The sequence below is a fragment of the Rummeliibacillus sp. SL167 genome (assembly GCF_007896505.1).
In the GTDB taxonomy this organism is placed as follows: domain Bacteria; phylum Bacillota; class Bacilli; order Bacillales_A; family Planococcaceae; genus Rummeliibacillus; species Rummeliibacillus suwonensis.
The window spans coordinates 189,399-203,374 of sequence record NZ_VCBM01000002.1; the positions used below are offsets into that span (position 1 = coordinate 189,399).

At 39.3% G+C, this 13,976-nt stretch carries 12 protein-coding genes; all 12 read left to right on the forward strand.

The genetic code is table 11. The features are described 5' to 3' along the window. Positions 1–2 precede the first annotated feature (2 nt). The 12 genes from FEZ13_RS12325 (at position 3) to FEZ13_RS12380 (ending at position 13,688) form a co-directional block, all read left to right on the forward strand. Positions 3–1,478: an adenosylcobinamide amidohydrolase gene (locus tag FEZ13_RS12325; RefSeq protein WP_146552952.1), complete on the forward strand. Its 1,476-nt coding sequence runs from the start codon at positions 3–5 to the stop codon at positions 1,476–1,478. A 1-nt stretch (position 1,479) separates the two neighbouring features. Continuing rightward, entirely contained in the window at positions 1,480–2,454 is a 975-nt protein-coding gene (gene cbiB / locus FEZ13_RS12330; RefSeq protein ID WP_146552953.1) for an adenosylcobinamide-phosphate synthase CbiB, read from the forward strand. Next, entirely contained in the window at positions 2,429–3,508 is a 1,080-nt protein-coding gene (gene cobD / locus FEZ13_RS12335; protein WP_146552954.1) for a threonine-phosphate decarboxylase CobD, read from the forward strand. The genes cbiB and cobD overlap by 26 nt, the downstream gene beginning before the upstream one ends. Continuing rightward, complete coding sequence (locus tag FEZ13_RS12340) at positions 3,490–4,068, forward strand: bifunctional adenosylcobinamide kinase/adenosylcobinamide-phosphate guanylyltransferase (RefSeq protein WP_146552955.1); 579 nt, start codon at positions 3,490–3,492, stop codon at positions 4,066–4,068. The genes cobD and FEZ13_RS12340 overlap by 19 nt, the downstream gene beginning before the upstream one ends. 15 nt (positions 4,069–4,083) lie before the next feature. After that, complete coding sequence (gene cobS / locus FEZ13_RS12345) at positions 4,084–4,860, forward strand: adenosylcobinamide-GDP ribazoletransferase (RefSeq protein WP_146552956.1); 777 nt, start codon at positions 4,084–4,086, stop codon at positions 4,858–4,860. Then, positions 4,833–5,432: a histidine phosphatase family protein gene (locus FEZ13_RS12350; RefSeq protein WP_146552957.1), complete on the forward strand. Its 600-nt coding sequence runs from the start codon at positions 4,833–4,835 to the stop codon at positions 5,430–5,432. The genes cobS and FEZ13_RS12350 overlap by 28 nt, the downstream gene beginning before the upstream one ends. Then, a complete protein-coding gene (locus FEZ13_RS12355; RefSeq protein WP_146552958.1) occupies positions 5,384–5,782 on the forward strand; it encodes a bifunctional adenosylcobinamide kinase/adenosylcobinamide-phosphate guanylyltransferase in 399 nt (132 codons plus the stop codon). Before FEZ13_RS12350 ends, FEZ13_RS12355 begins: the two co-directional genes overlap by 49 nt. A gap of 435 nt (positions 5,783–6,217) precedes the next feature. Then, positions 6,218–6,814, forward strand: a complete 597-nt coding sequence (locus tag FEZ13_RS12360) for a cob(I)yrinic acid a,c-diamide adenosyltransferase (protein WP_146552959.1) — start codon at positions 6,218–6,220, stop codon at positions 6,812–6,814. A gap of 352 nt (positions 6,815–7,166) precedes the next feature. Beyond that, the gene (locus FEZ13_RS12365) at positions 7,167–8,369 is read left to right on the forward strand and encodes a macrolide family glycosyltransferase (RefSeq protein WP_146552960.1); all 1,203 of its coding nucleotides are present in this window, start codon (positions 7,167–7,169) and stop codon (positions 8,367–8,369) included. Positions 8,370–9,158: 789 nt separating this feature from the next. Next, complete coding sequence (locus FEZ13_RS12370; protein WP_146552961.1) at positions 9,159–11,306, forward strand: (Fe-S)-binding protein; 2,148 nt, start codon at positions 9,159–9,161, stop codon at positions 11,304–11,306. 325 nt (positions 11,307–11,631) lie between these two features. Beyond that, the gene (locus FEZ13_RS12375) at positions 11,632–12,840 is read left to right on the forward strand and encodes an acetyl-CoA C-acetyltransferase (protein WP_146552962.1); all 1,209 of its coding nucleotides are present in this window, start codon (positions 11,632–11,634) and stop codon (positions 12,838–12,840) included. Next, a complete protein-coding gene (locus tag FEZ13_RS12380; protein WP_146552963.1) occupies positions 12,837–13,688 on the forward strand; it encodes a 3-hydroxybutyryl-CoA dehydrogenase in 852 nt (283 codons plus the stop codon). The genes FEZ13_RS12375 and FEZ13_RS12380 overlap by 4 nt, the downstream gene beginning before the upstream one ends. Positions 13,689–13,976 lie beyond the last annotated feature (288 nt).

Below are 13,976 nucleotides of genomic sequence, written 5' to 3' on the forward strand. Positions count from 1 at the left end.
GAATGCTTATTGTTGAACAACTTAGTGGTGGTTATGACCCTAAAAAAGAGATTATAAAAAATATTTCATTTACAGTGGAAAAGGGACAATTTGTTGGTATTCTAGGACCGAATGGGAGTGGAAAGTCAACACTTATTAAACTGATTAGTGGAATCATAGAAGCAACAAGCGGCACAGTTTTGATAGATGGGAAGAATCGAGAAAATTATGACACAAAAGAATTAGCACGCAAAATGGCTGTATTACCCCAATTGCATGCCTATTCTTTCTCACATTCTGTTCGTGAGACGGTATCAATTGGACGTTATCCATATCAAAATAGCTGGCTTCAAACATGGACAAAAGAGGATGAGGAAGCTGTCGTCACAGCGATGGAGCAAACGGGAGTCACCATATACAAAGATCAACCGTTAGAATTTCTTTCCGGTGGTGAACAACAGCGTACCTTTGTGGCGCAAGCATTGGCACAGCGCTCGGATCTATTGCTGTTAGATGAGCCAACCAATCATTTAGATATCGAACATCAACGAAAACTAATGGATATGATTCGATATGAAGTCGTGCATAATGGATTGACAGTCATTTCTATTTTTCATGATATGAATCTAGCTTCTCTTTATTGTGATCGATTGCTTTTACTTGAAAATGGACAAATTAGCTCAATAGGTGAGCCACATGAAGTTTTAAAAGAGAAACATGTGATGGATGTTTACCATACAAGAGTATCCAGCTATCCGCATCCCGTATTGCCGAAACCACAGATTACGTTAATACCAGAATTACAGGAAGAGAGACAAGCTTCTTCTGTCATCACTGCCCAGCAAATAAAGATTCGTGATGAATTTGTTGAATTACAAACATCTTTTCCGTTGAAAACAGTTTCCTCTGCTGTTCACAATGCGGGATTTGGTTGGTTCCAATCATTTATCAATCGTTCAGTGGATAAAGAGTATATGTGTGAGGATGCCCATGAAGAGTTAAGAAGATATCTTGAAAAGCATGGCTTTTCACCATCTAATACAGTAGCTATGATGACAGCAGTGGCATCAGAACACGTTGTCATTAGAGATTTTTCGTCTTTGATCGGCAGTATTGTTGTTGCTGTCACAGCAGGTGTGGGAAACGCGGTCGATGTTTCCAAAGTCTATGAACGTTCTGAAAAGCCACATATTGGAACGATCAATACGTGGGTCTTCATCAATGGTACATTAACGGATGAGTCTTTTATGCAAGCGATGATAACGGCAACGGAAGCGAAAGTAAAAGCATTAGCAATGGAGGAAATTCAAGATAAAGTTTCAAATACGATTGCAACTGGAACGTCAACAGATAGTGTACTAATTGCAGCTACACAAATAGGCCCCTTCTTTGAGTATGCGGGAACAATTACGGGTATCGGAAAACTAATTGGTCACGGTGTATATGAAACGACACGTATTGCATTACAAGATTATAAACGAGCGAAGGGGATGCTATAAAATGTTCGTATTAGCACACTTAATCGCTTGTACAATCGGTGTGATCCTTGATCGATTAATCGGTGATCCACCTAAGATGCCCCATCCAGTGAGGTGGATCGGTCATTTTATTCAATGGTTAACCATCGGGCTCAATAAAGGACAATTCAGAAAGACGAAAGGGCTTTTTCTGGTCCTTTTAGTGGTTGGCGTGACGACAATTGTCGCTTATCTGATCGTGATTGCCGCATATCAGATAGGAACAGTATTTGGAATATTGGTAGAGGGCGTTCTGATTGCGATTGCTTTAGCGCAAAAGAGTCTTCAGCAAGCAGCAATGGATGTCTATACACCACTGATTAAAGGGGATATAAAAGAAGCACAAGTCAAGCTTTCTTGGATTGTTGGACGTGATACAGACCAGTTATCTGTACCAGAAGTGACTAGGGGCGTTGTTGAGACCGTCTCAGAAAATACAAGTGATGGCATCACAGCACCATTATTTTGGGCATTTTTATTTGGGGCAACAGGAGCCTGGATGTACAAGGCAGTGAATACACTTGATTCGATGGTAGCCTACAAAAATGAAAAATATGGTGATTTCGGGTTTGTCGCAGCGCATACGGATGATTTTTTTAATTACATACCGAGTAGAGTAACCGGCTTTCTTATGCTCATCGGCACTAAAAAAGAGTCCATGCATACCTTTTCTTACCGCTATAAAGGGTGGTTAAAGGATGCCAAAAAACATCCAAGTCCGAATAGTGGATTTTTGGAGGCGGCCACAGCTTATCAGCTTGCTATTCAATTAGGTGGTACAAATAGCTATAAGGGAATTATTTCTGAACGAGCAAGGATGGGAGTGCCAGAAATAGAACTTGCGCCACGACATATTAAACTAGCGATCCAACAAATGCATGTAGTCACCATATGGTTCTGGCTGGCTGGAGCTTTGATAGGAGGGATTTATATTGTCATTACCCAATCATGGTGCTAATCCGCATCGTTTATACGAACAGCTATCTATTCAAAAGCCATTGCAAATTATAGACTTTAGTGAAAATGTGAATCCTGCGGGACCGCCCATGTTTATACAAGAAAATTGGGGGGAGCTGTTTCATCTTATTTCACGCTATCCAGATCCACAGGGGCAGCCGTTTCTCTCAGCTGTAGCCGATTTTCATGGAGTGAGCGAGGCACAGATTTTATTAGGAAATGGAGCGGCAGAAATCTTTTCATTATTGGCTCTATTATTCCATCAAAAAAGGGCGATTGTGATTGATCCCACATTTTCTGAATATGAAGCGACTTTGGCAGTAAATGATGTTGAAATCATTCACCTAGAAGTGGAAGATATAGCGACTTGGAAGCTCCCCATTGAATCTATCATCAGGGCTATGCAGCAAGCGGATGTTTTATATCTTTGCACACCCAATAATCCAACAGGAGTGCTGCCGTCAAAAGAGGATCTACTTTCCCTAATGGAGGAAGGAAAGAAAGTGAATTGCTCTATTGTTTTAGACGAAGCGTTTATTGATTGGATAGGCGAGGATGCCTCCATGATTCCTTATATAAAAGATAACCCGCATATTATGATAGTCCGTTCTATGACGAAAATGTATGCGATTGCAGGAGTTCGGCTAGGCTATATGGTTGCATCACCTACTATCATTGAAAGGCTGCAACAAAAAACTTCTCATTGGCATATCAATGGTCTAGCCGCAGCTATAGGTGCAGCTTGTCTAAAGGAAAGTAAATATCGGGACGAAGCGATTCGTTATGCGCAGGAAAGTAGAAAAGAATTGACGTCCTTTCTACAACGCCATGGCTGTCAAACAACTAAGAGCATGACAAATTACGTTAGCTTTCAACTACCTCAACCAAAACAATCTAAGCTTTTCTTTCATGCCATGCTGGAAAAAGGAATCGTTCTTCGACATACAGAGAATTTTAGAGGCATGAATGGCGAATGGTTCCGTGTAGGGATGAAGGATGAAAAAGCAATGCAGGCATTACAAAAGGAGATGGGTTCATGGCTGAAGCAGAACTGATCTTTATAACTGGTGGTGTTCGGAGTGGAAAAAGTGCCTATGCAGAACAGCAGCTACAATTGTTAGCTGAATCGTACCATGCGAAACGGCTCATTTATGTAGCTACGGGTGTAGCCTTTGATGATGAAATGAAAAAACGCATCACAAGGCACCAGCTTGACCGTCAAAAGCACCCACAAAATTGGGTTACGTTAGAACAACCGACTGATTTACATCAACTTCTTTCAACCATTCAGCAGGGGGATGCAGTGCTATGGGATTGTGTCACAACATGGCTGACGAATGAGTTTTATGAAGGATTTGAAACAGGGATATGCAACTGGCAAAGGCCCTTGAAACTTGAAAAAAGAATGGCTGAAATGAAAGCCACCATTTTACAGTTACATGCGATGCAAATTCCGCTTGTGATCGTTTCTAACGAAGTATTGGACGAGCCTGTATCGAACAGCGTAGAGGTAAAGCTCTATCAACAACATCTAGGGCATCTTCATCAATGGTTTGTACAGCAGGCAACACAAGCCATTGAAATGGAATATAGCTATGTACACGAATGGAAATAAGGGAGGTGTATTGGAATGAAAAACATGGTCAATGGAATATTATTAGCATTTCAATTTTTTACTGTATTGCCCATTCATAAAGAGTTGCCATTAACCAAGAAAACCATTACCGCCATGTTTTCTTTTTTGCCATGGCTTGGTGCGATCATGGGTGCAATAATAGCAGCTATATTTTATATGCTTCAAACATATACCGATATTAGTCCAATGTTGACGGGATTTCTTCTTGTATTTGGCTATATCATTTGGACGGGCGGATTACATGTAGATGGTTTTGTTGATATGGGGGATGCTTATTTTTCGTATCGTAATGTAGAAAAACGAATTGAAATATTAGATGATCCCCGTATTGGAGCTTTTGGTGCAATGTCATTAGTTTTTCTGATATTAACAAAAATATTTTTTATTTCAGAATTAGTTGGTCATCAAGATTTCAATGTGATTTGGCTTATAATTGTGCCATTTCTATCACGATTAGGAATGTCTATTTATTTTATTCAGACGAAGTGTTCAAAGGAAAAGGGATTAGCCTATTTTTTTAAACAACATTTACAGACGAAATCATGGCTGATCAATACCATTATTTCAACAATAGTCGGTACGGTATTGATTGTTTGGATAAGCGGTCAATGGCAGTTGATGGTGGCTCTTCTTATCATTGTCATAGCCGCTGCATTCTTTTATAAATGGTGGACGATCCGAAATTTCCGCGGTAGCTCAGGTGATTTACTTGGTGCATTTATAGAGGGGATGGAGGCTGTCTTATGGATTACGCTGTTACTGTTTACCTGATTCGCCATGCAAGGACAAAAAGCAATGTTGAACATCGTTATTTAGGATGGACGGATGAAGAAATTTTACCAAATCAGGATTTGCCAGTTATTAGTCGCTATGGAAAAGTTGCTTTTGGAAGCGATCTAAAGCGCTGTAGACAAACGGCTAAGCTCTATTTTCCAAGTGCAGCCTATTATAGCGATGCTGGTTTTAGAGAAAGTAATTTTGGGGAATTCGAGGGGAAAACGTATGATGATCTAAAAGAAATTCCTCAATATCGGAAGTGGATTGATGATCCCACTCATTTGGCTCCACCAGCAGGTGAGACCTTGGTAGAGGTTACCAAGCGTTGTATGGCCGCTTTTAGAAGATTACCAAAGGATTTTGATCTATATCCACTCCTTTTACACGGTGGTACCATCCGTACATTGCTGGTTCAATTGGCGCCAGAGCCTAGTGAATTTTGGGATTGGCATGTGTCACATGATGAATTGTTCAAGCTTCAATGGACCACGAAGGAAGATTTTAAGGAGGGAAAACGATGCACGTCTTTATCGGTGGTGCCTATAACGGCAAACATGAATATGTAAGGCGGTGGCTAAAAGAGCAGCAGCTGAACGATGTAGAATGGTATATTGGACAGTTGCCTCAAAAACCGACTAGCCAAGTCGTTGTTATCTCTGGACTGGAAAAGGTTATCCAACCATTACTTGAACAAGATGAAATATCACTTGCTAGTAAAATAGCAGAAAAGCTACAATCATTAGATAAAACACATCAAATAATTGTGATTGCAACAGAAATGGGGAGAGGTATTGTACCTGTTGATCCACAAGAACGCCGATTAAGAGACACTCTTGGAAGATTGTATCAACAACTATTTGCAACAAGCAAGCATGTCACAAGAATTTGGTATGGATTAGCTGAACCACTGAAGTAAGTTCATAAGCGATTATTTCCAGTCTATGTGAATCAATTTCATAAATCATTTTCTTCTTAAAAAATACGAACATTTAAGAATAACTAATTTTGATAGTTGTGGAGCGGAAGACGGCGACTCCTACGGGAAAAGCTTGAGCTGAAAGCCCCGCAGGAACGTAGTGACGAGGAGATTGAAGCCAAGCCCGTGGAAAGCGCCGCCTGTAGCGGAACAAAAAATTATGAATATTAATGTTCATGTTGATTTGAAATGTTCGTGTTTTTCGTCTGAATTTTGCATTATGAAATTGATTCATGTATGAAAAATTTTTACACAAAAAAGCATTACTGCTATAGAATAACACACGTGTTGATTTTACAAAAATGAGGAATACATGTTTAGCGTAATTTTTGAAAAACCCTGCTAAAAAATATCAAAAAGAAAGAAGGATGACGGATGAATTTGTATACACGTACAGGAGACAAGGGAAAAACAAGTATTATAGGTGGAAGAGTAGATAAAGATGATTTAAGAGTAGAAGCATATGGTACAATTGACGAACTCAATTCTTTCATCGGTAAAGCAGTAACAGAGTTAGATCCAGATAAATTCCAAGATTTATTGCAGGATTTAGAAAACATTCAAAACGAACTGTTCGATTGTGGCGGCGATTTGGCAAATGTGATGAAAGAACGCCATTATAAAATGACAGACGAACCTATAGAATTATTAGAAAAAAGAATCGATATTTTAATGGATGAACCTCCTTTACTTGAAAAGTTTATCTTACCTGGTGGATCATCAGCAGCTGCAACACTGCATATTGCAAGAACAATCGCCAGACGTGCAGAGCGTCAAACGGTAACATTATTGAAAAATGCAAAAGAAGGGGACGTCCCTACAGTTGTTCAACGTTATTTAAATCGTCTATCAGATTACCTATTCGCAGCAGCACGTGTAGTAAATGTCCGCTTGAATGTGGCAGATGTTGAATATATTCGAGGTGCTAAAGTGTTTAGAAATGGTGGCAGAAAAGATAAAGCAAAGGATTAGAAGTCTTGTTCTACAAAAATCTGCTCCATCCAATTGGGTGAAGCAACTGCTTATAAAATTCCAATTGATTTAACTAGCATACAGTGGGGGGATAAAGAAAACCATCACTGTGTGAAGTTTAAATTGATTGGGTTTTTTTCTTTAAAGATCATGGTTTAAAAAGCAAAAATGGATTTTATATTGAACTATTGTGCCAATGATGCGAGCTAGCTCAAAAAAGATTTAAATTTGAGATTTTCAAGTATTGTATTATGATGAATTTAATTCAATTAATTGAGTCAGGTAAGGATATGTAGCAGAGATCTATACTCATACAAAATCTAGAAAACATTTTTCCTAAGGAGTCGTTATAATGGCACGTGTTTTATTTATTAATGGTGGATCAGAAGGGCATATTAACCCAACGCTTGGTGTTGTACAAGAGCTTATTTTACGTGGAGAAGAAGTCGTCTATTTTACATACGAAGATTTTCGCGAGCGCATTGAGAAGACGGGGGCTACAGTGCGAACATTCGATGTCCAAAAATTTATCAAAGCCTTTATCTCAGGTGGGAGGAATTCTATTCTCGAAAGAGTCAATGGCCTTTTACTTACTGCAGATATTATGATACCTAGTGTTTTGGAGCAAATCGAAGGCGAACACTTTGACTATATCATCCACGATTCTATGTTTGGTTGTGGATATTTGCTCGCGCAAAAACTGAAGCTTCCAGCTATCAGCTCCTGCACTACTTTTGCGCAAACAAAAGCATCATTTGATAAATTGTTGGAGCAATTTTCTAAACAAAATCCTGCAGAAGTTGTTCAAGCTAAATATGGTGAATTTCAAAAATTGACGGAACGGGTGAAGGAAAAATATGGCGTAGAAATCCATTCTCCATATGAAGTATTTTGTAACCCTGCTTCACTGACTATTGTATATATCCCTAAAATGTTTCAGCCATTTAGTGAAGAATTTGATCAAACATACAAGTTTGTAGGGCCATCTATCTCTTCGCGTGCAACTCAAGAAAACTTCGACCTTTCAGCAATCAAGGGAAAAAGCCTCATTTACATTTCACTGGGTACCGTTCGTAATCAGGCAATAGACTTCTATAAACTTTGCTTTAAAGCATTTGAGGATACGAAACACACGGTTGTCCTATCAGTTGGTGCACAAACAAAAATAGCAGATCTAGGAGAAATCCCTAAAAACTTTGTGGTTCAAAATTATGTTCCACAAACCGAGGTGTTGAAATATACTAAATTATTCATCACACATGGTGGAATGAACAGCACCTTTGAAGGCCTTTATAACGGGGTTCCGCTAGTTGTCATTCCACAAAGCGCAGATCAACCGGTAATTGCCGAACAGGTCGCCAAAAATGGAGCAGGTATCCAATTGCAAATGCAAGGCTTGACTGCAGATCAATTACATGAGGTTGCAGACCAAGTGTTAAACAATCCATCATTCCACAAAGCTGTTGCAACAATTAGGGAATCTCTAAAAGAATTGGGAGGCTATCGTCAAGCTGTTGATGAGATTTTTAAATTCAAAAGTCAATATGATAGCTAAAGGTAACAATCTCGAGCTGCCATTATTGTGATTTTTTCTAAGCGATAATGGCAGCTCTTTTTAAATCCAGCCGTGGAGCAGGAAATGATTATAAAGTGCCAGGCTGTGAAAATGGCTCAGTGCTTGCCCATGGAAAGCGAGCAAGCTTTCGCTGCCATCAACAAATCCCCCTATTTTCATGGATTAAATTGGATAATCAACACGCCTGATATTAAAAGTATAAACGTGAAAACTTGTGCGTATTTTTATCTGGATTTTGCATGAGGAAATGGATTTAATTATATAATTCATCACGCGTGTTGATTTGACAAAAATTAGGTCGTCTGTGGCGTGATTTTGAGAAAACCTGTATTTTTCGGACCATTTATATAGATCTTCGCTGCGGCTTGCTTGTTCCTTTTGTGCAGCACATATTCGATAAAAAAACAATCCAATGCCCTGCGGAAAGAGCGAATAAAAAAGTCTTTGAGAGAGCGAATAAATCTTTTGAAAGAGCGAATAAAATCCATGAGAGAGCAAATAAATTGTCTCAAAGAGCGAATAAATACTTTATGGATAAAATTGGATAATCAACATGCCTGATAATTCATACAACTATTAAAATTCATTGCTAAAGTAGAAATATTAATATTTTTAGAGAAATTATTATAGAATTTTATAAAAAATAAGATTGACTGAATGCTCATTCATATTTTACAATGATTAAAACAAGGTATTTTCTAGAAACTACTATTAAACCAAAATAGTAAAAGCAAAGGTGGAAGGAGCAACTAAGAGGGGGGAAATGAAATGTCTGCATTATTAATCATTAATTGGCTATTATTTTTAGCTGTAGTTGCTTATGGATTAGGACTATTCACGTATTTAGTAAAGACACGCTATCAATTTATTAAAATGGGGAAAAAAGTTGAATTTGATAACGATGTTAAAGCACGGTTACGAAAAATCGGTGTATATGTTTTTGGACAAAAGAAATTATTAAAAGATAAAAAGAGCGGTGCCATTCATGTCATGTTTTTTTACGGATTTATATTGGTTCAGTTCGGGGCTATCGATTTTATCTGGAAAGGTCTAAAGCCAGGTTCACATTTACCGTTTGGGCCACTGTATCCATATTTCACCTTTTTTCAAGAAATAGTGACGCTTGTTATTTTAGTCGCTGTTGTTTGGGCATTTTATCGTCGTTATATCGAAAAGCTTGTTCGACTAAAACGGGGGTTAAAGTCGGGACTTGTTTTAATTTTTATCGGAGGTTTAATGGTTTCTGTACTTGTTGGTAATGGAATGGGAATGATTTGGCATGGGGAAGAGGCTTCTTGGTCAGAGCCGGTCGCTTCTCTAATCGGCACGGTGTTTGGATTTCTACCACCTGTTGCTGCGATTACTATATTTTTCATCATGTGGTGGATTCATTTAATAATTCTTATGACATTCTTAGTTTATGTACCACAATCTAAACATGCCCATTTAATCGCTGGTCCTGTAAACGTTTACTTTAATCGTTTGACGCCAGCTGGTAAATTAACGCCAATCGATTTTGGAGCATTGGAAAATGAAGATGAAGAATCAGAGGAAGTACCATCTTTTGGTGTTGGAAAAATAGAAGACTTCACACAGCTTCAATTGATTGACCTCTATGCCTGTGTTGAGTGTGGGCGTTGTACGAATATGTGTCCTGCCAGTGGCACAGGAAAAATGCTATCGCCAATGGATTTAATGACAAAACTTCGTGATCATCTGACTTTTACTGGTGCAGTACAAACCCATCAACAACCATGGGTACCGAAAATGTTTTTCAAGAATACGCAAGGGAACCAACTTGCTATTGCAGCTGGGGCAGAGGGGGCGACTGTTGAAGACATATACAGCCCTTCATTGATCGGCGATGTTATCACAGAAGAAGAGATTTGGGCATGTACTACTTGTCGTAACTGTGAAGATCAATGTCCAGTTATGAATGAACATGTTGAGAAAATCATTGACTTGCGTCGTTATTTAACAATGACAGAGGGCAAAGTACAATCAGATGCTGGACGCGCAATGACAAATATTGAACGGCAGGGAAACCCTTGGGGAATCAATCGTAAAGAAAAGGAAAACTGGAGAGATGCACGTCCAGACTTGCATATCCCTACGCTGAAAGAGGCTTCAAAAGCAGGTGAAGAATTCGAATATCTATTCTGGGTAGGGTCTATGGGATCTTTTGATAATCGTTCACAGAAAATTGCTTTAGCGTTTGCTCATTTGATGAATGAGGCTGGGGTAAAATTCGCTATTTTGGGCAATAAAGAAAAGAATTCTGGGGATACGCCACGCCGTTTAGGAAATGAGTTTTTATTCCAAGAACTTGCTGAAGCTAATATAAAAGAATTTGAAAAAGCGGGTATTAGCAAAATCGTAACGATTGACCCACATGCTTATAATATTTTCAAAAATGAATACAGCGATTTTGGATGGAGCGGAGAAGTATACCACCATACAGAACTGTTATATGATCTAGTTCAACAAGGGCGTTTAAAACCACAATATGAAATCAACGAAACCATTACATTCCACGATTCTTGTTACTTGGGTCGTTACAATAATGTATATGATGCACCACGTGAGATTCTTAAAGCGATTCCAGGAGTTAAACTGGTTGAAATGGAACGCAATCATGAAAATGCCATGTGTTGCGGAGCAGGTGGTGGGCTGATGTGGATGGAAGAACATGTTGGGAACCGTATCAATGTAGCTCGTACAGAACAAGCGTTGGCAGTGAATCCTACGATTATTTCTTCAGGATGTCCTTATTGCTTAACAATGCTGTCAGATGGTACGAAAGCAAAAGAAGTAGAAGATCAAATAAGCACATATGATATCGCAGAATTGTTAGAGAAATCTGTTTGCGGGAAGGCTCAAGTCACAAAAACAGATATAGAAGAAACAATACAATAAGCAGAAAAAAATATGGCATTGCATAACATTTAAAACTTTTATACAATATTTATAAAGCAAGGCTTCACATAGCGAGGGGGAGTTGGACCAATCAAGCTTTTTACGGGCAGTTGTTCCTCTTGCTGATCTTCCTACTTTTTATTTGCGTTTGGAAGTGGGTTACTGTCCATTAATGAAGGATAAATGGAGAAGAGAGAATAAAACCTTCTCTTTTTTTCCAAGATTTTATTGAGTGAGCGTTCAGTCAATATGGAAATTCGAGCACTCATTTTCTTTTTATGATCCATGTAAGCGTATTCAATGACAAATTAAAGGGGTGTTTAATTTGCAAAAAGCGGTAATTATTAATGGAGCACGGACAGCTTTTGGAAAGTTAGGCGGTAAACTGAGTTCTTTATCGGCCAGTGATTTGGGTGGTGTAGCCATAAAAGAAGCATTAAGGCGTTCCAATATAGGGGTTGAGCAAGTAGATGAAGTCATTATGGGAACGGTTTTACAGGCAGGGCAAGGCCAGATCCCTTCTCGTCAAGCCGCTACAAAGGCTGGAATACCATACTCTGTAAAAACAGAAACGATTAACAAAGTTTGTGCATCAGGATTACGTAGTGTAACACTTGCAGACCAACTCATTCGATTGGGTGAGGAACAAGTAATAGTAGCTGGTGGAATGGAATCCATGTCTAATGCACCGTACTTATTACCAAAAGGTCGATTCGGCTTGCGAATGGGGGATGCAACGCTGGTCGATGGGATGGTTTATGACGGTCTTTCATGTGCATTTCATCCGAAACATGTACACATGGGCACATATGGTGATGAAACAGCAGAGAAATTTGAAATCTCAAGAGAAAAACAAGATGCATGGGCATTGCGTAGTCATCAAAAAGCAATAGCTGCAATAGAGGGAGAGAGATTTGCGAAAGAAATCGTATCAGTGACAATCCCTCAAAGAAAGGGGGATGCCGTTGTCGTTGATACAGATGAAGCTCCACGAAAGGATACGTCAATCGAAGTATTGGGTAAATTGAGAGCGGCATTTAGTCCAGATGGTACGATCACAGCTGGTAATGCACCGGGCGTCAACGATGGAGCTTGTGCAGTAGTTGTCACAAGTGAGCAATATGCAAAAGAACATCAGTTATCACCACTTGCATATATCATTGGTCATGCAGAAGTAGGAGTAGAGCCAAATGATTTTCCACAAACGCCAGGGCTTGTGATCAACAAAATCTTAGAAAAGACTGGTAAGACGATAGCGGATATTGATCTATTTGAGATCAATGAGGCTTTCGCAGTTGTAGCGCTTGCAAGCAGTCAAATTGCAGGGCTCAACCTAGATAAAGTAAATGTCAATGGTGGGGCTGTAGCACTGGGGCATCCAATTGGGGCATCGGGAGCAAGAATCATTTTGTCATTAGCTTATGAACTACAACGTCGTGGCGGTGGAATCGGTATTGCAGCTATTTGTTCAGGGGGTGGTCAAGGGGATGCTATCATGATTGAAGTTCCAACACAAGGGGGAGTAGAAAAATGACAATTCAAAAAGTAATGGTAATCGGCGCAGGGCAAATGGGTTCGGGGATTGCTCAAGTCTGCGCACAGGCAGGATTAGACGTCAAACTAAACGATATTAGTGAAGCATCTTATGTTAAGGGAGTTCAAACCATCGCCCAAAATCTTTCAAGGAATGTCGTGAAAGGACGAATAACGGAAGATGAAAAAGATATCATTTTGCAAAGACTGACAAAATCATTATCGATTGAGGACGCAGCAGACGTGGATTTAGTAATAGAAGCAGCTGTAGAAAATATGACAGTCAAGCAATCTATTTTTAAACAACTAGATGATATCACTCCACAACATACTATTCTCGCTTCTAATACGTCATCACTGCCAATAACAGAAATCGCAGCAGTAACCAAAAGACCTGAGCAAGTAATCGGTATGCATTTTATGAATCCTGTGCCAGTGATGAAATTGGTTGAAATCATTCGAGGCTTAGCTACTTCCGATGAAGTGTATAACGATATCGAAGAGCTAACGAAAAAACTCGAAAAAGTACCAGTGGAGGTAAATGATTTTCCTGGATTCGTTGCCAATCGAGTGTTAATGCCAATGATCAATGAAGCTATCTACACACTTTATGAAGGTGTGGCAAGCAAAGAAGCCATTGACCAAGTGATGAAATTAGGGATGAATCATCCGATGGGACCGTTAACTTTAGCAGATTTTATCGGTTTGGATACATGCCTTTACATCATGGAAACATTATATGAAGGCTTTGGTGATAGCAAATATCGTCCTTGCCCACTATTGCGAAAATACGTTAAAGCTGGATGGTTAGGAAAGAAAACTGGCAGAGGGTTTTACCATTATGATTAAAATAAATGCTGAGCACTTCTTTTGTTAATAAGGATATCAGGCGTGTTAATTAGGAAAGCTGAAGACAATCCAATGTTCCACGGAAAGAGCGAATAAAGTCTCGGAAAGAACAAAAGACCTTCCGAGAGAGCAAATACTCCTACGAAAAGAGCGAATAAATCCGTGGGAAAAGCGAACAGTTGAGACCCATATGAACAATTAAGGAACGAAGTCTAGGAACGCCATGTCCTGTGGCAACGATTCCATGACCACCGTCCTGTTGTCCTAAGGTGGCTCAGCGCTCACCTA

Bases quoted from the DNA above. Each gene is read 5' to 3' on its own strand.
- FEZ13_RS12370 (WP_146552961.1), top strand. From the start codon at position 9,159: ATGTCTGCATTATTAATCATTAATTGGCTATTATTTTTAGCTGTAGTT.
- FEZ13_RS12360 (WP_146552959.1), top strand. From the start codon at position 6,218: ATGAATTTGTATACACGTACAGGAGACAAGGGAAAAACAAGTATTATA.
- FEZ13_RS12380 (WP_146552963.1), top strand. From the start codon at position 12,837: ATGACAATTCAAAAAGTAATGGTAATCGGCGCAGGGCAAATGGGTTCG.
- cobS (WP_146552956.1), top strand. From the start codon at position 4,084: ATGAAAAACATGGTCAATGGAATATTATTAGCATTTCAATTTTTTACT.
- FEZ13_RS12340 (WP_146552955.1), top strand. From the start codon at position 3,490: ATGGCTGAAGCAGAACTGATCTTTATAACTGGTGGTGTTCGGAGTGGA.
- FEZ13_RS12350 (WP_146552957.1), top strand. From the start codon at position 4,833: ATGGATTACGCTGTTACTGTTTACCTGATTCGCCATGCAAGGACAAAA.
- FEZ13_RS12365 (WP_146552960.1), top strand. From the start codon at position 7,167: ATGGCACGTGTTTTATTTATTAATGGTGGATCAGAAGGGCATATTAAC.
- FEZ13_RS12355 (WP_146552958.1), top strand. From the start codon at position 5,384: ATGCACGTCTTTATCGGTGGTGCCTATAACGGCAAACATGAATATGTA.
- FEZ13_RS12325 (WP_146552952.1), top strand. From the start codon at position 3: ATGCTTATTGTTGAACAACTTAGTGGTGGTTATGACCCTAAAAAAGAG.
- cbiB (WP_146552953.1), top strand. From the start codon at position 1,480: ATGTTCGTATTAGCACACTTAATCGCTTGTACAATCGGTGTGATCCTT.